This is a genomic window from Providencia sp. PROV267, from assembly GCF_028477825.1.
In the GTDB taxonomy this organism is placed as follows: domain Bacteria; phylum Pseudomonadota; class Gammaproteobacteria; order Enterobacterales; family Enterobacteriaceae; genus Providencia; species Providencia stuartii.
In genome coordinates, this window is sequence record NZ_JAMPLX010000024.1 from 24,750 (window position 1) to 42,209 (window position 17,460).

At 42.7% G+C, this 17,460-nt stretch carries 15 protein-coding genes; 4 read left to right on the forward strand and 11 right to left on the reverse strand.

Translation table 11 applies throughout. The features are described 5' to 3' along the window. Positions 1–6: 6 nt before the first annotated feature. From otnC to ltnD, 3 genes are read right to left on the reverse strand one after another with little or no spacing between them, the layout of a single operon-like run. The gene (otnC, locus tag PR709_RS16080) at positions 7–648 is read right to left on the reverse strand and encodes a 3-oxo-tetronate 4-phosphate decarboxylase (protein WP_004924692.1); all 642 of its coding nucleotides are present in this window, start codon (positions 646–648) and stop codon (positions 7–9) included. Beyond that, positions 641–1,918 carry a 3-oxo-tetronate kinase gene (gene otnK, locus PR709_RS16085; protein WP_004924691.1) on the reverse strand — a complete coding sequence of 426 codons (1,278 nt, stop codon included), beginning with the start codon at positions 1,916–1,918 and terminating at the stop codon, positions 641–643. Before otnK ends, otnC begins: the two co-directional genes overlap by 8 nt. Further along, on the reverse strand, positions 1,915–2,823 hold the full coding sequence (gene ltnD, locus PR709_RS16090) for an L-threonate dehydrogenase (protein WP_004924688.1): 909 nt from the start codon (positions 2,821–2,823) through the stop codon (positions 1,915–1,917). Before ltnD ends, otnK begins: the two co-directional genes overlap by 4 nt. Before the next feature lie 396 nt (positions 2,824–3,219). On the opposite strand from ltnD, the gene PR709_RS16095 reads away from it, so the two are divergent. Continuing rightward, on the forward strand, positions 3,220–3,609 hold the full coding sequence (locus tag PR709_RS16095; protein WP_004924685.1) for a YidB family protein: 390 nt from the start codon (positions 3,220–3,222) through the stop codon (positions 3,607–3,609). Positions 3,610–3,677: 68 nt separating this feature from the next. On the opposite strand, the gene metE is transcribed toward PR709_RS16095, so the two are convergent. Further along, the gene (metE, locus tag PR709_RS16100) at positions 3,678–5,951 is read right to left on the reverse strand and encodes a 5-methyltetrahydropteroyltriglutamate--homocysteine S-methyltransferase (protein ID WP_004924684.1); all 2,274 of its coding nucleotides are present in this window, start codon (positions 5,949–5,951) and stop codon (positions 3,678–3,680) included. Between the two features lie 108 nt (positions 5,952–6,059). Between metE and metR the strand changes: the two genes are divergently transcribed. Next, the gene (gene metR / locus PR709_RS16105) at positions 6,060–7,016 is read left to right on the forward strand and encodes an HTH-type transcriptional regulator MetR (RefSeq protein ID WP_004924682.1); all 957 of its coding nucleotides are present in this window, start codon (positions 6,060–6,062) and stop codon (positions 7,014–7,016) included. Here metR and PR709_RS16110 read toward each other — a convergent pair. From PR709_RS16110 to PR709_RS16120, 3 genes are all read right to left on the reverse strand, one after another. Next, positions 6,916–7,800 (reverse strand): carboxylate/amino acid/amine transporter, encoded by an 885-nt coding sequence (locus tag PR709_RS16110; RefSeq protein ID WP_272570997.1) that lies wholly within the window; start codon positions 7,798–7,800, stop codon positions 6,916–6,918. The two genes, metR and PR709_RS16110, sit on opposite strands and share 101 nt — an antisense overlap. 17 nt (positions 7,801–7,817) lie before the next feature. Next, complete coding sequence (locus tag PR709_RS16115) at positions 7,818–9,467, reverse strand: Na+/H+ antiporter (RefSeq protein WP_004924681.1); 1,650 nt, start codon at positions 9,465–9,467, stop codon at positions 7,818–7,820. 260 nt (positions 9,468–9,727) lie between these two features. Further along, positions 9,728–11,074 (reverse strand): NCS2 family permease, encoded by a 1,347-nt coding sequence (locus PR709_RS16120; protein ID WP_004924678.1) that lies wholly within the window; start codon positions 11,072–11,074, stop codon positions 9,728–9,730. A gap of 634 nt (positions 11,075–11,708) precedes the next feature. Here PR709_RS16120 and PR709_RS16125 point away from each other — a divergent pair. Next, complete coding sequence (locus PR709_RS16125; RefSeq protein ID WP_154611373.1) at positions 11,709–13,379, forward strand: ArnT family glycosyltransferase; 1,671 nt, start codon at positions 11,709–11,711, stop codon at positions 13,377–13,379. A gap of 51 nt (positions 13,380–13,430) precedes the next feature. Here PR709_RS16125 and PR709_RS16130 read toward each other — a convergent pair whose 3' ends face one another. Further along, positions 13,431–14,621, reverse strand: coding sequence for an MFS transporter (locus PR709_RS16130; RefSeq protein ID WP_004924464.1), 1,191 nt, complete (start codon positions 14,619–14,621; stop codon positions 13,431–13,433). Between the two features lie 168 nt (positions 14,622–14,789). Further along, complete coding sequence (locus PR709_RS16135; protein ID WP_004924467.1) at positions 14,790–15,542, reverse strand: sulfite exporter TauE/SafE family protein; 753 nt, start codon at positions 15,540–15,542, stop codon at positions 14,790–14,792. A gap of 224 nt (positions 15,543–15,766) precedes the next feature. Here PR709_RS16135 and PR709_RS16140 point away from each other — a divergent pair, with 224 nt between their 5' ends. Then, positions 15,767–16,324: a helix-turn-helix domain-containing protein gene (locus PR709_RS16140; protein WP_004924471.1), complete on the forward strand. Its 558-nt coding sequence runs from the start codon at positions 15,767–15,769 to the stop codon at positions 16,322–16,324. On the opposite strand, the gene PR709_RS16145 is transcribed toward PR709_RS16140, so the two are convergent. Further along, positions 16,321–16,983: a hypothetical protein gene (locus tag PR709_RS16145; RefSeq protein ID WP_272570998.1), complete on the reverse strand. Its 663-nt coding sequence runs from the start codon at positions 16,981–16,983 to the stop codon at positions 16,321–16,323. The genes PR709_RS16140 and PR709_RS16145 overlap by 4 nt on opposite strands. Positions 16,984–17,174: 191 nt before the next feature. Continuing rightward, positions 17,175–17,459 carry an acetolactate synthase small subunit gene (gene ilvN / locus PR709_RS16150; protein WP_004924476.1) on the reverse strand — a complete coding sequence of 95 codons (285 nt, stop codon included), beginning with the start codon at positions 17,457–17,459 and terminating at the stop codon, positions 17,175–17,177. Between the last annotated feature and the right edge of the window lies 1 nt (position 17,460).

Sequence of the window (17,460 nt, forward strand, 5' to 3'; positions counted from 1 at the left end):
GGTGCCTCATTTCTTTGGATAACGGCTTTCTAGCTCGTTAACTTGCTCTTCAGTGAGTGTTGTAAAACCTTGCTGGCGTAATGTGATATATAAACGCGCCGTATCTTCCAACTCTTCAGCATTGAAGAAAGCTTGCCTTAAGGTTTTACCGCCAACAACGGGTCCATGATTCGATAGCAGTACTGCGTTATGGTTAGGAGCCAATTTTTCAATTTCTTCACCAATACGGTCATCCCCCGGTGGCAAGTATTGAATTAATGGCAATTTGCCGACTCGCATCACGTAATAAGGCGTGATTGGCGGCAAGCAATTGCTGCTATCAAGCCCTGATAAACACGACAGTGCGGTTAGCCAAGGGGAGTGTAAGTGAACCACCGCTCGGCAATCAGGACGCTGTCGATACATCGCCATATGCATAGAGACTTCTTTAGTGGGCTTATCGCCATCGATCCAGTTCCCTTCTGCATCCAACTTACTTAGTCTTTCAGGATCTAAATCCCCAAAGCTGGAGTTAGTTGGCGTGACGATAATGTTCCCATCCGGAAGTTTGGCACTGATGTTTCCAGCTCCGCCACTACTATAGCCACGGTTAAACATCGATTTAGCCCAATCAGCCAGCTCTTGGCGTAGTGCCTTTTCTTCACTCATTAAACATCTCCTGTGCGTACTGGAAGAAATTCTCTTGGCCGAAATTACCCGATTTGAGTGCCAACCAGTGACCGCTTGTTAAATCTTGAACCCATGGAACGCCCGGTGCGATTGGCGCACCAATGCTTAATTGCTCGGTTCCTAGGCTTTGAACGACTTTGCCGGATGTTTCGCCACCCGCAATAATAAAGGTGTTATAACCTTGTGCTTGTAAAAGTTTTACCACTTCCCCAAACACATTTTCCACTGCGCTACTCGCTATATCTGCCCCATACGTCTCTTGAATTTTTCTCAGAATTTCAGGTGGTTGGGTCGCATATAATAGTGGTGCGAGTCCTGTTAATTTTTGCTCTTGAACCCACGTTGCTAATTGTTGGGCATAGAGAGGGTTATCAATACACTCCCCGACATCCACGACTTTAGCAGGTGCAATTTGTTGGTAGTTTTGCACTTGTTTGTTGGTCATTGCTGAGCAACTGCCAGATAAAATCACAGTCTGACGGCCTTGGCGGCTAGGCGTTTCACCACGGCTACCACCTGCCCCCCATTCACATCCGGTATCCACATTGGCTAATGCCGCCCCAAGTCCAGAGCCACCTGTCAGTAAAGGCATCTCTTTTACCGCTTTGGCGATCGGTAACAAATCATTCATTGTTAATGAATCAACAACGATGTAACTCGCACCTTGCTCGGCTAAGGTTGCTAAACGCTGTTTAATTAGCGTGCTGCCTTGCTGAATATCAGATAATGGGATCAGTCCAGCTTTACCTTCTGATTGCTTTTCCATCACCCTCATCAAGTTAGCATCCTTCATTGGCGTCACGGGGTGATGCTGCATACCACTTTCATTGAGCAGCTGACCATTGACAAATAAATGCCCGTGAACCACGGTTCTGCCATTAATGGGCAGTGCAGGACAAATCAGTGCAACTTGAGTATCAAGCTGCTTCATCAACGCGTCAGTCACTGGGCCAATATTGCCTTTGTCAGTGGAATCAAATGTGGAGCAATATTTAAAGAAAATTTGTTGGCAGTGTGCTTGTTGCTTTAACCAACGACATGCGTTTAACGATGCGTTAATTGCTTCATCTACAGGACAAGAACGGCTTTTTAGGCTGATAACAATCGCATCAACATCGTGTGGTACGACTGTATTGTCATCTGGTTCATTCAGTAATTGAACGACTCGCCAGCCGTTCTGGACCATAAATCCTGCGATGTCGGTTGCACCAGTAAAATCATCGGCAATCACACCTAATTTCACAGTCATACTTTTTTCTCCGGTAAAGCAATGCCTTTGAAAGTTTTGATCACTGCACTGTCATCTTGAAGGCCAAAACCTTCGTTACTTGCAGAGATAAACATTTGATGAGCAGTGGCCGCGATAGGTAATGGGAAGTTCAAGGCTTTCCCTGTTTCCATGACCAACCCTAAGTCTTTCACAAAAATATCAACGGACGATTTGGGCGTATAATCACCATCAAGAACATGCTGCATACGGTTCTCAAACATCCACGAGTTACCCGCTGCATGTGTCACGATGTCATACATCATATTCAGGTCGATACCCGCTTTAGCGGCTAATGCCATGCTTTCGGCAGCAACCGCAATATGAACCCCAGCAAGTAGTTGATGGATGGTTTTTACTGTCGACCCCAACCCCACCTCATCACCGACACGATATAAACGCTCAGCTATCGCCTCAAAAACTTCGTTAAGCTGTTCAAACAAGATCGGAGCGCCAGATGCCATCACCGTTAGTTTGCCTTCTGCCGCTTTCAGCGCGCCGCCTGAAATAGGTGCATCCATCAGTGGTAACTGATATTGCGCCAAACGCTGAGCAATCTGTTTTGTTTGCTCAGCAGATAGCGTACTATGCAACATAATAATAGTGCCTGGCTGCAACTGCTCTACCAGAGGCTTATCGCCACCAAATAGGATTGCCTCGACTTGGCGACCATTGACGACAACTAACAGTAAAGCTTGCAGATGTTGAGCGTACTCCGCCGCATTTTGGCCTACTGCGACAGCACCGGCTTGCTTTAAGGTTTGGCAGGCATCTTGGTTTAGGTCAAAGCCATAGGTAGGAATATTATTTTTTATTAGGGATTTAGCGATCCCCATACCCATTGAGCCTAAGCCAATAACACCGACGTTCTTAACGAAATTTCCCATAACAACCCCTGATGTTGTTAATCTTTGTTATTGATGTGAATTCTCACATAACAAAATTCACAAACACATGATGGATATCACATTATGAATAATATAAAAAATCACCAATATTATTTTAATTTATTGTTTTTAATGCGTTTTTAATTTTTGGTAATTCACAAAACAATTCACATCGCAATGTGATAAAAAATGTGATGAGAGCGTGGTTTATACCTATCAAATGTAAAAAATAAAACTTTTCCGCTTTTCCGTTCAGTTAAATCGCAATAGCATCATTTTTGATTGACGCCTCGCTGAAATTGACCAAAATAGCCGATTACTTAATTTTTAGGGATCCTTTAACGCACTGAACACGCTGTTGAAGCCCACAGTTTGAGAAATAATGAGGAGTATTAAATGGGTTTGTTCGATCAACTGATCACCATGGTTGCCGGTGATAAAATGAGCCAGTTTCAATCCGTAATTGAATGGATTGATAAACAAGGTGGGTTAGCAGGGGTTGTTGATAAATTTAACCAACAAGGCTTAGGTGACATTATTCAATCATGGATCAGTAACTCTGAGAACCTACCTGTGAGCGTTAACCAATTAATTCAAGTTTTTGGTAACTTAGATATCCAACAATTAGCTCAAAAAGTGGGTATTGACCCGCAAGAAACGACAGAATTGATCGCCAAATATCTCCCAAAACTCGTTAATCAAGCTACACCAGAAGGTGTTCTGCCAGAACACGTTGATTTGTCTGCAGTTGGCATGAATATGCTGAAAGAAAAGTTGTTTGGTTAATACTGCCTCATCAAAGCAAAAGTGGTAGGTTAACCAACATGCTAACCTACCACTCACCAATATTTAGCTTAGTATTCGCTTCTTAACCTTTTAGCAGCTTCCACCATGTTAGCCAATGATTGACGTGTCTCTGTCCAACCACGGGTTTTCAAGCCACAGTCAGGGTTCACCCACAGACGTTCAACCGGAACACGTTTAGCAGCTTTTCTCAGTAGCGCCACAATCCACTCAACATTTGGCACGTTTGGTGAGTGAATATCATATACACCTGGGCCAATTTCATTGGGATAATGGAAGTCTTCGAAAGCATCCAACAATTCCATGTCAGAGCGCGAAGTCTCAATCGTGATCACATCAGCATCCAGCGCAGCAATCGAATCCATGATGTCATTGAACTCGCAATAACACATATGGGTGTGGATCTGAGTGTCATCATCGGCAATTGCCGCACTGAGTTTAAATGCTTCTACTGCCCAATTTAAATATTCAGCCCACTCATCCTTACGTAATGGCAAGCCTTCGCGAAGTGCAGGCTCATCGATTTGAATAATGCCAATCCCCGCTTTTTGTAGATCATCCACTTCATCGCGTAGCGCCAAAGCAATTTGTTTGGCAATTGTTTCACGACTAATGTCTTCACGCGGGAATGACCAACATAGGATAGTCACAGGCCCCGTTAACATCCCTTTGACTGGCTTTTCAGTCAGCGATTGTGCGTATTTCGCCCACTCTACCGTGATAGCTTCTGGTCGGCTAATATCTCCAATAATGACGGGGGGTTTCACACAGCGCGAACCATAGCTTTGTACCCAGCCATTTTGTGTAAAGACATAACCGTCAAAATGCTCACCAAAGTATTCAACCATGTCGTTACGTTCGGCTTCACCATGCACTAACACATCAATATCAAGCAGTTCTTGCTCTTTAATCGCCTGCTTAATGTGTTCACTGATACTGGTACGATAGTGCGTTTTATCTAAGTTACCTTTTTTGAAATCAAGGCGCAGTGTTCTAATTTCACTCGTTTGTGGGAACGAACCAATTGTTGTGGTTGGCCATAATGGCAAATTAAAGCGTTCACGTTGACGTTGAGCGCGTATTTCATATGGGCTATTACGTTCAGCATCCCCTTTACGGATCCCTTGCAAACGCTGATTGACCGCCGCATTATTGACACGAGTTGATGTCTTACGAGCACGAACCGGAGCGCTGTATTGTTCTAATCCAGCAAGATGCTCTGCCGTTGGCTCATTTAACGCTTGGCTTAGTAATGCTAATTCCGCACATTTTTGTAGCGCAAAAGCAAACCAACTTTTCACTTCTTCATCTAAGCGAGTCTCATCGTTGAGATCGATAGGGCTATGGAGTAGTGAACACGATGAGCCGACCCACAAATTACGTTGGCCTAACAACGGCTTAATACGTGCAAACTTTTCACCTAAGTCAGCTTTCCATACGTTACGACCATTGATAATGCCTAATGAGAGCACCCAATCTTGTGGTAGCGCTTGGTGTAATTTTTCGATGTCATCTTGCCCAGCGACAACATCAACATGCAATCCCTGTACTGGTAGCTGTTTAATCAGATCCAGATGGTGACTGATGCCATCAAAATAGGTTGTCAGCAACAGTTTGGTTTTCCCAGCTAACGCTTGATAAGCCGTTTGATACGCCTGCTGCCACTCTGTTGGTAAATCTAACACCAGTGCTGGCTCATCAATTTGTACCCACTCAATTCCTTTTTGCGCTAAACGTGCAAGAATTTCTTGATAGACAGGTAGCAGATCATTCAATAATGATAAACAATCGAATGATTCACCTTTTACTTTGCCTAACCATAGGTAAGTCAACGGACCAATTACAACAGGTTTGATAGTATGGCCTAGTGCTAACGCTTCATCGACTTCATCAAACAGTTGTGTCCATGATAAGCTGAATTTCTGCCCTTTTTGGAACTCAGGTACGATGTAGTGGTAATTGGTATTGAACCACTTAGTCATCTCGCCTGCCGCTGCTGGCTTTCCTGTTGGCGCGCGGCCACGAGCCACTCTAAATAGTGTATCTAAATCAATTGAGCCATCTTCGTTTTGATGACGTGGAGGTACATTCCCCAGCAATAAGCTCGTCGTTAATACTTGGTCATACCAAGCAAAATCACCGACCGGTAATAGTTGCACACCGGCATCTTTTTGTTGTTGCCAGTGACGAGCACGTAATTCACGACCCGTTGCTAAAAGCGCTGCTTGGTCAATTTTTCCAGCCCAATAATCTTCTTGTGCGCGTTTTAGCTCCCTTTTCAGACCGACACGAGGAAATCCAAGTGTATGATTTATAACAGACATATTGACCCCTTAAAATTTTTAGCCGTCTAGATGTTTACACATCTATAATCAACAGGTACTGTATAAAGCACAAGCGCAAATTATTCATTGTCATCTTGAAGGTTTCTCATGATCGAATTAAAACATCTAAAAACATTGCATGCGCTCAGCCAACATGGCTCATTGGCAGCGGCTGCAACTTACCTGCACCAGACTCAGTCAGCATTGTCACATCAATTTAGTGACTTAGAACATCGTTTGGGCTTTAAGCTATTTATTCGTAAAAGCCAGCCATTACGATTTACACCGCAAGGGGAAGTGCTATTGCAACTGGCACACCAAGTATTACCAATGGTGAAAGATGCTATTCGTATTTGTAATGAACCGGGCGTGTCGACGCTACGTATCGCTATCGAATGCCATAGCTGCATTCAATGGCTAACACCTGCATTACAGCAATTTAGGCAAACATGGCCGCAAGTTTCAGTGGATTTTAAATCGGGAGTGACTTTTGACCCGCAGCCCGAATTACTTTCACGAGAGCTGGATATTGTACTGACTTCAGATATCTTGGCTGATAAAGAGATCCACTACACGCCGCTGTTTGATTATGAAGTAAAATTAATTGTGGCTAATGATCACCCTTTAGCAAAAAAACCGATTATCGAGCCTCATGATCTCGCCGATGAGACCTTACTAATTTACCCAGTACAACGTCATCGCTTTGATGTTTGGCGCCATTTCTTACAGCCAGCCGGGGTTTCACCAAAGGTGAAAGCCGTTGATAATACATTGATTTTAATACAGATGGTAGCAGCTAAAATGGGGATCGCCGCATTACCACATTGGGCGGTGGATTCGTTTGAAAAACAGGGGTTAATTAGTATAAAAACATTAGGGAGTGGTTTGTGGAGCCGGTTGTACGCTGCATGCCGTGAAGGAGAGCAACGCCAACCCGCTATTGAAGCTTTTACCAAAACGGCCACTAATCATGCCGTTGAGAATCTGTCTTACGTGAAACCGGTGAAAGTATCCAACGCCTATGTACCCACAGAGACGCGACAATCAGGCTCGCTCCAATGGTAAAACTTAACCAATCTGGATGCTGTTGCCAGATGGCAAAATTAACCAGTAGCCCCGCTGGAACCATCATATTATTCATGATAGCAAGGGTTCCGGCGTCTACTTTTGTGGCGCCATAATTCCACATAAAGTAGCCGATGCCAGAAGCCACAACACCTAACCACAGTAAAACCCACCATTGAACATGTGTGGTTAGCACTAGCGATTTATCCCCAAATAGCCCCCATCCGAACAGTGCGACCAGCGTTGCACCGATATAAAACCATGAAAAAGCTTGATGCTGAGGGATAGGATATATTTCCATCAAACGCTTATATCCCACCTGACCGACAGCAAAGAAGATATTAGCTAATTGCACAAATATCAGACCTACCCAGAAAGATTCACTAAGATGGTCATAACGAATGATGGCTGCACCAATAACGGCAAGTAGCGAGCTAAACAAATAGCCCATCCGTAAACGTTGGCGCTCCAATAGATCATAAATAAGCGTCACATACAGAGGGGTGAGTACCGTAAATAACAAAAATTCCGCGACGGTGAGATGGCGATACGCTTGGAACACAAAGAAATACATAATACCGAGTTGGCATGCACCAACAATCATGTACAGCACAATCACTTTGAATCCCAGCCCTCGCCAACGTAAAAATGGCAAGAAGACCAATGCCGCTAAAGAAACACGTATTAGGACGGATAGCCAGCTATCCACTTGCCCAGCGAGATATTCACCAATAAGACTAAAAGACGCTGCCCAAAGCAGCGTCGTAATCACAAGTAACCACATTATTGTATTGTTCTCAATTAATGCTCTTTTTCAATCAATACAGCTTCCAACAAATCGAGATCCGTCAGTAAGGATTGCAGCGTTTCATTGCTAATTTTACGCGTTGCACGCAGGTGATATAACTCACCACGTTCAGCACGTAATGCGGTTAGCCTAAAGCGCCGCTCTAAATCTTCAATCTGTAAGTTATGTTCGATTTCATCTTGGCTAGCGGTACGTCGGCGCAAATGCCCCGTAACCCTTGAGGCCACTTCACTAATATCCTCTGGGTCTAATTTTTCATCAACATCCGCCGATAAACGCTCTTCCATCTTGTTTAAACTCACAATGGCGACTTCAGCCATTGCGGCTTTCGCCATACGAATTTCGTTAATATCCGCTTCTTTATCACCGACTTTAAAGTTGCGCAGCAACAGCGGTAACGCGATGACGCCCGCGAATATTGAGAATAAAATCACCCCTGCCGCAATAAAGACTAATTGATAACGCGCTGGGAAAGGTGAACCATCACTTAAAAAGAGGGGTACTGAAAGCACACCGGCTAAGGTAATCGCCCCACGAACTCCCGCAAAAGAAGCTAGCCACAGCTCACGTACCGTATAGTTAGCAAATTGCAGTGGCCTTTTTTTCAGGAACAGGCGGCTAAACCTTTTCATGAGCCATAACCAACAAAAACGCAAAATTAGCAAGGCAAAGTAGATAATGGCGACTGCCGCAAACAACATCCACGTTTCTACGCTAGGATCCAGTTCCGCTTGCAGTACTGATGTTTCCCAAATCCCCGGCAATTGTAAGCCAAGCATGATAAACACCAAACCGTTAAATACGAATTCTAACATTGACCATACGCTATCAGCACGCAGTCTCATCGCTAATGGCGCATTACGGATCACCCCAGATTTGGTGATTGTCATCCCCGCAGCCACCGCAGCCAAAATGCCTGAGAAACCGATATGCTCCGCAATCATATAAGAGGCAAAAGGCAGCAATAACATAAAGACAATTTGGGTTGCAGGATCATCGCCACTCCAGCGACTCATTAAGCGCAATGACTTGCTGTAAACCCAAGTCACAATGATACCGGATAGCAAACCACCTATCGCCACTTTAAAGAATTCAATCGTGACGCCAGACACTGAGAACATCATGGTTTCCATTGCAATCGCAACCGCAAATTTTAATGCAACCAGACCTGAAGCGTCATTCATCAATGCTTCGCCTTCCAACACGCTCATCATACGCTTAGGTATACGACCTTTACCGACAATCGAAGAGAGCGCTACCGCATCCGTTGGCGAAAGGACAGCAGCAAGTGCAAATGCAGCAATCAAAGGAATACCCGGCATTAACCAGTAAATGAGATAACCGATACCCACAACGGTTACCAATACCAGTACTAATACTAGGATGAAAATCTCACGACCATTTTGGAAAAATTCACGTGTTGGCGTTTTCCAGCCATCAACGAATAGCAATGGCGGGATCAATAGAACCATAAAGAGTTCAGGGTCAAACGTGACATGTAATCCAAACTGAGGCCATGCAAGCAATGCACCAATCGCGATTTGAATTAAGGGTAATGGAACGCGAACAGGGATGACTTTTGTCACCACACCTGAAACAGAAACTGCCAAAATTAAGATGAGAATAGTAAAGAAAATTTCCATGTTGCCCTTACTGATTAACGAAATGAACCAAACCCAAATATGACCCGTCGCAGCAGAATATTAGGTAGCTCGTCAGGCCATGAAATTTTTCAGTAAAGCCAGCAACTCGTGAAAACCCGCGGATTTCACATGTTTCACCGCCTTTTGTCTATTCTATCCTTAACTAACTACTAGGCGGGAAAATAATTCAAACTTTAAGATTAATCGCGATAATACATTAGGGGGCAGCCGATGCGCCAGCCCCCACAGAACAACGAATCTTAAATCGCTAAATCAGCAGCATAAAATGCCACTAATAGAACAGCAATAACCACGGTTCCAATATTCAGCTTACGCCACTCACCTGCAAAGATACGTCCAATCACCAATGCGGCGAAACCTAACATAATGCCAGTAACAATGTTACAGGTCAGAACAATAAACACAGCACATAATAAACCGGACATCGAATCGACAAAGTCATCAAAGTTCAGTTTAGAAACATTACTCAACATCAACAGACCGACATACATCAAAGCTGGCGCCGTCGCATACGCAGGTACTAAATAAGACAGAGGTGATAAAAATAGAATCAATAAGAACAACAGGCCAACGACCACCGCAGTAAGCCCCGTACGACCACCAGCAGCAGTACCAGCAGCAGATTCGATATAAACCGCAGCAGGAGAAGCCCCAATCGCTCCAGCAAAGATACTGCTTACCGAGTCCGCAGTTAATGCTTTACCACCATTAATAATTTGCCCATCTTTATCCAGCAAGTTAGCTTGACCAGCAACCGCACGGATGGTTCCTGTCGCATCAAAGACTGCGGTCATGACCAATGCTAATAAGCTTGGTAACACGATAGGTTGCAAGGCCCCCATAATGTCCATGCTCATGATCAGTGATAAACCATCTTCACCTAATGAAGGAAGCTTAAAGAAACCTTGGTACTTAACGGCAGGGTCAAAAATTAACCCTATGATTGAAATAGCAATAATCACCAACAGAACACCACCGGGCACGCGACGCTTCTCTAAGCCAAAAATAACCGCTAAACCCGCTAATGCCATTAATACAGGGAAAGAGGTAAAATCGCCAAGTGCAACAGGTAGCCCTTCATTTGGGTTTTTAACGACCAGCCCGACACCATTTGCGGCTATCAGTAATAAAAATAACCCAATACCAATCCCAGTACCGTGCGCAATCCCCATAGGCATATTACGCAGGATCCAGCTACGAATTCCTGTCACCGAAATAATAGTAAACAGGCACCCCATAAGAAACACGGCCCCTAAAGCAACAGGGATACTGATTTTCTGGCCTAACACCAAGCTAAAAGCCGTAAATGCGGTAAGTGAAATCGCACAACCAATCGCCATTGGCAGGTTAGCCCACAACCCCATCAATAGTGAGCCAAAACCCGCCACTAAACAGGTCGCAATAAAGACAGCTGTAGGAGGGAACCCTGCCTGCCCTAACATTCCCGGAACGACAATGACGGAATACACCATCGCCAAAAATGTCGTTAACCCTGCAATAATTTCACGGCGAACCGAAGAGCCGCGCGCAGAAATTTTAAAATATTTATCCAATTTGCAATTGGTTGAAGCCTGTTGGCCAGACATGGAAATACCCCTGCTAAATATGACAAAAAGCGCCTAATCTCACTGACGAAAACGATTACGTTTTTAGAAAAAACTGATTGAGCGAGTAATTTACTCACTCCCCACTCTCACGCAATCGTTTGGCTTTAACAATAGAGATGGCAGACTATGAAGCGGGCAATTATCAATCGAAATCGACGTATTGATCAAGTGTTTTCAAGTTACATGGGGCAATGGCACACAACAAAGCAAACTTAACATAAATTTTTAGATTTTATCCCTAGCGCAGTGAGGAGGTTTTACCGAATTTGGCATCCTTACTATCCGACGTATTAACCCTCTCTATTGTGAATGGATTTTCTTTTCGTTTAGCTACAGTTAATAAATATTTTGTTAGAGTTAAGTGTTGCTTCGCTAAATAATAGTGAGGGGTATTAGCGAGAGGATGACAAATAACTTATTTTTTAAATCGCATTTATTACATAGAATATAATGCTGCAAAAATATAATCTGACAACGAGAATTTAAATAAAAATCAACTTTAATTTCATCATGTTAACAATTTTTATGTGTAAACATTAATTATATTTGATCTCGTTAAAATTAAATATCACATAAAATTATTAATTACTGACATATATTCACTGCAAGAACAATGCAAAAAAAATTAACACCTAATCAAAAGTCATTAATTTTATTTATTGGCTTTCTCGCCATCTATCTTTTACCTGGTATTTACGGGCACACTCCGTGGAAGCAAGATGAAAACTATAGCTTTGGTATTATCCAAACTATGTTCGAAACAGGTAATTGGCTCGTACCAACGAATGCTGGCGAACCGTTTATGGAGAAGCCACCACTGTACTATTGGGTCGCCACCATCAGTGCCCATTTGCTATCTGGCTTTATGCCGCTTTATGATGCGGCGCGCAGTGCGACATTGTTATTTTCAGTGATTAACTTTTCATTTTTTATTCTACTTGCTCGCCGTGCCTTCAATACAGACCATATTAGTGATAAACGCATTTGGATTGCATTCGCACTCTACCTTTGCGCCCCCGGCATTTTAAGGCATAGCCATGATATGTTTACGGATGTTGCACTCATTACAGGTGCTACTATCGGTTTGTACGGCATTCTTGGGCTAATACGCCAAGAAAAGGTTGCGATGTCCGCATTATGGCTAATGTTTGGCACAGTGATCACCATGCTATCAAAAGGGGTGTTTATTCCGGGTGTGTTATGGTTAAGCTTACTGCTAGCCCCGATTTTTCTACCACACTGCCGCCAAAAGCTTTTTTGGCTACCTGCAATCATCGCCGGTCTCGCTGCTCTTATCTTGATTTTACCTTGGCCTATTTTACTCTATCGCCAACATCCCAATCTGTTTATGACTTGGTTTTGGGAAAATAATATCGGTCGTTTTCTAGGCTTCTCTGTTGAAAAATTAGGTGCCAAAGCGAACTTAACACGTGTTCCAGCATCCGTACTGCTATTTGCACTGCCAGCAGGCATACTGGCTACCCTCTATTTTATTAGAAATCCGTTAAAACGATTACGTAGCCGTAACGAGTACTTAGTCACCATTTTCCCGCTACTTGGGATTGTATTTTTACAAATTTCAGCAACAGGTAGAGCGCTCTATTTGCTCCCTTTCATCGCCCCACTTGCAATCTTAGGGACCCAAACCGTGCTTGCGCTTCCTGAAAAAGTGCTACGCGGTTTCTCATGCTTTGCGGCTACGCTATGGTCACTACTTATTATTTTCCTGTGGGTTTGCTATTTTATCGCCCTTTCGGGTCAGACGCAGGCGTGGCTTACACCTTTTAGTAAATGGCTACCGATGAGTTACCAAATGCCATTTTCGATAGTTGCTTTGCTAGTCGCGACAATCCTCACCGCCATCTGGTTTTTACGCGGAGCGTTATTGAGCCGACAGATTACCTTACGTGCCATGCAAAACTGGACGCTAGGCATGTGTATCGTATGGGGGATCACATTCAGCTTATTTTTGGGCTGGATAGACTATACCAAAGGGTTTAAAGATGTCTTTGTCGATTTAGAACAACATCTAAAAGGCCATTATCATGCTAATGACTGTATGGCATCCGATAATATCGGTGAATCCGAAGCCCCTATGCTGTACTACTACACAAAGATCTTACATCAACGGCAAGATCGCTTTGAAAAACCAGAGCAGTGCCGCTGGTTAATTGTGTTATCAAAACAGATCAAGCCAGCTCCCGCAGGTATGACGCTATTTTGGAGCAACCACCGCCCCGATGAATTCACCGAAAACTTAGTTGTTTATAAAAGCATTGAGTAGAGAAATGAAAAATCTGTGCCAGTTTATCACCACTGGCACACTATTTTTTAGTTAAGCTTGTTGCGTGCTTTGGGCGCTATATTTTTCACGCGTAAACCACAAAAACGCTGTAGCAATAAAAATGAGTAATACGGGTAACCCCGCCAACGAAAGAGATGTCGCGACGCCAGCTAATAACGGCCCGGACAAATTACCAATTCCCCATAACATAGCCGCAGCGGCATTCGCAATAATTAGGTCATTGCCTTTAAAATATTGACCAATTTGCACGAGCGCAATGGTGTAAATAGCACCGGCTGTTGCCCCCAAAACAAATAACAAGACCCAAATTAAATAATGGTGGGTTATCAAGAAAGGTAATAAACAACTCGCTCCTAATGTGACAACGCCGCAAATCCGATACAGTTTTTCACGGTTCATATGGTCCGCTAACCATCCAAATGGCATTTGCATCACCGCATCCCCCGCTAAAATTGCACTGATCATCATCGCGGCAATCGCCTCAGTATGCCCCATTCCCATACCATAAATAGGGAACATCGATAAAATCGTGCCATCAAAAAAGGCGAAAAATAGAATACCAGCACAAATGCCCGGAGCGACTTTAACAAACTGAATAATTGAAAAACGTGATTCACTGGCTGTCGCGGAAATACGGTCACCCACCTTTTGTTCCATAATTAAAAATAGTGCTATAGATATCAGGTGAAGTAAGGTGCAAATCAATAATGGAGATTTATCTTCTACGCCATAGTAAGCAATAAAAGAGGGGCCGAGTAGTTGGCTCACGGTAAAAACGGTGGTGTAGATGGCGAGGATACGGCCTCGCTTGCTTTCAGGGCTAAGTTCATTAATCCATGTTTCCCCTAAACAAATCAGTACACCGCTGGCTAACCCTGTAATCAAACGTAATGGAAAGAGCAGCCACAATGGTAACGAACTCAGTAACGGTAGCAAACTTATTGCAGAAATAATGGTTGCGATAAGCATTGCTTGTCGTTTCCCACACCAACGAACAATCCGTTGCACCATAGGGGCAATTAAAAACATCCCTAAAGCAGGTGCAGCTGAAATAATGCCAATATAGAGTTCGCTAACACCATAGTTATTTAATCGCAAAGCGACCATTGGGATACTTAAACCAATAACGATACCAATGACAGCAATACTGGTTGTAATGGTAAAAATAGCGAACGAAGGGGTACGACGAAAATGCTGTAAACGCTGATTATCAGAGCTCATTTTGATATTAATCTGCTTTCATTAATGAAAGCTTCCATTTTAAATTCTATTTATTAACGTTAAACACAATATAAAAACCCTTCATCATCTGGAATTACCGGAGATGACGAAAGGTAATTGTATCATGCTTTATATTTTATACTGATAAATCTTTAACAGTGACGTGAGTTACAAAATAAAAAAATAACGATATAGCAAGGCAATACCTGAAATTAAAATAATAATATTGATAATTTTCAGGAAAGATTCTCGCGATATTTTCAAGGTAATATGGCGCCCAGCCCAAATACCAATCAACATTGCGGGTGAGAACGCTAATGCCATCAGCAGAATATCGACATTCACATAGACACCCATCACTAAAAAGATTGTGACACGCGTTAACGTGCTAAAGCCTATTAATGTCATTTGGGTGATGCGAAAGCGCTGTTTATCGGCTATGCGGCTTGATAAGTACATAGCATAAATAAAGCCACCGCTACCAAATAACGCACTAAAAATACCGCCGATCAAGCTGAAAGGAACAACTAATATCTTAGAAAAATGCGATTGGCCTTTCTTTGAAAAAAAGACGTTCATGACATAAAAAATCACAAATATACCAAGTAATAAAATCAGAATATCTGGGCGTGTTTTTAGTAAGATAGCCGCACCAATTAAACTCCCCACAACCATGAGTGGAATAATCCATTTTATTTCTTGATAATCCGCGTTTTTACCATCTTTTACTAGATTGATCAGCGCCGCCGTTAAATCAATCAGTGCTAATATAGGCACGATCATATTTAAAGGAAGATACATTGCTAATACAGGCGTGGCTATCAAAGCGGATCCAAACCCAGCCATCCCAAAAACTAAATAAGCGCACAGTAGTGTAAAAAAACAGATCGCCATTTCTAGCGAGAAAAAATCAAACGGCATAATTAGCCCTTACAGGGAGTATTTTTGTTCACTATAATTTTTTCTGAATAAATAAAAAAGCCCTGTTTTTATTACCTAAGTGAACGGATTGATTATTAAATCAGGTTGCCATCTTCATTTTCTTCCATTGTCGAAATATTATGCCTTTATCAGTACGTTTCTGACATAACGTTGTTATGATGGTAGAATTAGCAGCATAATTTAACTTTCAAGGAAGACACAGGGTGGATAAAAAAATCAACATTAAAATTGGTCAAAAAGTACGCTTACTCCGGCAAGCAAGGAACCTCTCCTTGAATGAACTAGCACGTTTATCAGGGATCTCAAAAGCGGCTCTTTCTAAACTGGAGTCTGGCGATTCAAACCCAAGAGTTGATACCTTAGAAGCCATCGCCATCGCATTACGCTTCCCATTGAGTGATCTATTTACATTACAGCATGAAGCCTACCCCTACTTTGTGAAGTCAGCTCCTCAGCAAGGGGATTATTCACAACAATTTAAATTTCGTATCAATATGGGCAATATTTCTGAAATATGGCAGTTGAATATGAAACGAGGCGCCATTATTAATAGCCCCGCACATATGAGCGGAACTCATGAACATATCATGCTGCATACTGGTTCATTGATGTTACGCTTAAAAGATGAACAAACCGTGTTATTAGAAGAAGGGGATTTTTATGCCTTTAGTTGTGATTTTCCCCACTCCTATCTCTGCATGGAGGGGGAATTAAATGCAACAGTCGTGATGACGTACTCGCATCTTAGTGACAGTATCTAAACTTCGACATGCTTCGCATCATAACTGATCCGCAAGACCCCTTTTTTATATTTCATCGACTTAATCACAAACTGGCAAATTTTACCGAGTGAATCAACATGAGTGCCGCCACAAGGCACCTCATCACCTTCAGAAACGCGACAAAGGCGTAACTCTCCTCGTTGCTCAACAGATACAGGATAGTCACCGTGCAAGCGTTGATTGACTAAAGCTTCTATTTCCCTTTCATCTAGTTGTTCAATGGGGGTGGGGTTATCACTAATTGCACTAAACTCTACTCGTGACTCATTCGGAAAATGGTGCCCTTTTTGCCCCTTCCATCCAAAACAAGCCATTTCCCAACTTAATAAGTGCCCCGTCGTATGCAAAGCCGCATGATATTGGCGCTGTGCCTTATCAATTTTCGCACTGACAGCATCACCAACATTCAAATTCTGATCCGGCGCTAAATAAGCAATTATCCAGCCATTTGGGTGTTTCTTAATACGAACAGGCTGATCATTGATCCACCCGGCATCGGCTGGTTGACCTCCGCCTTGTGGATGAAAAATATTATCCCTTAGCGCAACCCATTGCCCCTCATCATCTTGGCCTTTTTCAAATACAGTTGTTTGAATTTCATAGCGATAAGTATCAGTCAGATAAATATTATTCTGCATAAAATGCCCCACTTATTTGTTGATGCTTTACAGCGTAATGCTGAGTTTGTTATATCACCATTGTTCACTTTAAGAAACAATAGAACATTAAAACAAACAAATGTGCTTAAATTGTGCGTTCAAACCAAATAAAAAATTCAACCTACAGGATAAATGTAGGTTGAATATAGAGAGCCAGTGGCGATGCAATGTTATTGCAAATAGTTTTGCATTGTCTCAAATAGTCTTAGGTCATCACTAAAACGGACTTCCCTAACATCTTCTAGTTTTTCAACTTGATTCACCATTTGTGACAAGCGCTCATCTTTTTGTACTAATAGCCAAATTCGGCTTTCATCTTTATCTTTTATTGGCATACATAAAATGCCGTCCACATTAAAAGCACGACGCGCAAACAGGCCACAAATATGCGACATAACACCAGGATGGTTGCGGACAATAAGTTCTAATGCAATTGGGTGATGTTCAAAAACCATA

Excerpts from the sequence above, each read along its gene's own strand:
- metE (WP_004924684.1), bottom strand. The coding sequence starts at position 5,951 with ATGTCTGTTATAAATCATACACTTGGATTTCCTCGTGTCGGTCTGAAA.
- otnC (WP_004924692.1), bottom strand. The coding sequence starts at position 648 with ATGAGTGAAGAAAAGGCACTACGCCAAGAGCTGGCTGATTGGGCTAAA.
- otnK (WP_004924691.1), bottom strand. The coding sequence starts at position 1,918 with ATGACTGTGAAATTAGGTGTGATTGCCGATGATTTTACTGGTGCAACC.
- PR709_RS16115 (WP_004924681.1), bottom strand. The coding sequence starts at position 9,467 with ATGGAAATTTTCTTTACTATTCTCATCTTAATTTTGGCAGTTTCTGTT.
- PR709_RS16135 (WP_004924467.1), bottom strand. The coding sequence starts at position 15,542 with ATGCCGTTTGATTTTTTCTCGCTAGAAATGGCGATCTGTTTTTTTACA.
- metR (WP_004924682.1), top strand. The coding sequence starts at position 6,060 with ATGATCGAATTAAAACATCTAAAAACATTGCATGCGCTCAGCCAACAT.
- ilvN (WP_004924476.1), bottom strand. The coding sequence starts at position 17,459 with ATGGTTTTTGAACATCACCCAATTGCATTAGAACTTATTGTCCGCAAC.
- PR709_RS16145 (WP_272570998.1), bottom strand. The coding sequence starts at position 16,983 with ATGCAGAATAATATTTATCTGACTGATACTTATCGCTATGAAATTCAA.
- ltnD (WP_004924688.1), bottom strand. The coding sequence starts at position 2,823 with ATGGGAAATTTCGTTAAGAACGTCGGTGTTATTGGCTTAGGCTCAATG.
- PR709_RS16110 (WP_272570997.1), bottom strand. The coding sequence starts at position 7,800 with ATGTGGTTACTTGTGATTACGACGCTGCTTTGGGCAGCGTCTTTTAGT.
- PR709_RS16125 (WP_154611373.1), top strand. The coding sequence starts at position 11,709 with ATGCAAAAAAAATTAACACCTAATCAAAAGTCATTAATTTTATTTATT.
- PR709_RS16095 (WP_004924685.1), top strand. The coding sequence starts at position 3,220 with ATGGGTTTGTTCGATCAACTGATCACCATGGTTGCCGGTGATAAAATG.
- PR709_RS16130 (WP_004924464.1), bottom strand. The coding sequence starts at position 14,621 with ATGAGCTCTGATAATCAGCGTTTACAGCATTTTCGTCGTACCCCTTCG.
- PR709_RS16120 (WP_004924678.1), bottom strand. The coding sequence starts at position 11,074 with ATGTCTGGCCAACAGGCTTCAACCAATTGCAAATTGGATAAATATTTT.